The following is a 468-nucleotide window of genomic DNA, read 5'->3' on the forward strand; positions in this document are numbered from 1 at the left end:
GTAAAGTAGGAGCAGGGCATGGAGATATAGTAGTACCTGCGCTAATAAATGCTTTGAAAGATAGTGATTCCTGGGTCAGGAGTAAGGCAGCTAAAGCGCTGTATAGTATAGGATTAGGGCATCAAGATATAGTAATACCTGCGCTCATTAATGCTTTAAAGGATAGTGATTCCTGGGTCAGGAGGGGTGCAGTTAAAGTACTAGGTAAAGTAGGAGCAGGGCATGGAGATATAGTAGTACCTGTGCTAATAAATGCTTTAAAGGATATTGATGATGAGGTCAGTATAAGGGCAGCTGAAGCACTGAGTAAAGTAGGAGCAGGGCATGGAGATATAGTAATACCTCCGTTAATAGAAGCTTTAGAGGATGAGTATGAGGATGAGTATGTTAGGGGCAGTGCAGCTAAAGCACTGGGTAAAGTAGGAGCAGGGCATGGAGATATAGTAGTACCTGTGCTAATAAATGCTT

The 468-nt window shown here is 42.5% G+C and carries 1 protein-coding gene; it reads left to right on the top strand.

What is annotated here, in order from left to right:
• On the top strand, positions 1–468 hold a 468-nt coding region (locus tag NF27_RS05300; protein ID WP_039456690.1), incomplete at both ends, for a HEAT repeat domain-containing protein.

This window comes from Candidatus Jidaibacter acanthamoeba (genome assembly GCF_000815465.1).
In the GTDB taxonomy this organism is placed as follows: domain Bacteria; phylum Pseudomonadota; class Alphaproteobacteria; order Rickettsiales; family Midichloriaceae; genus Jidaibacter; species Jidaibacter acanthamoebae.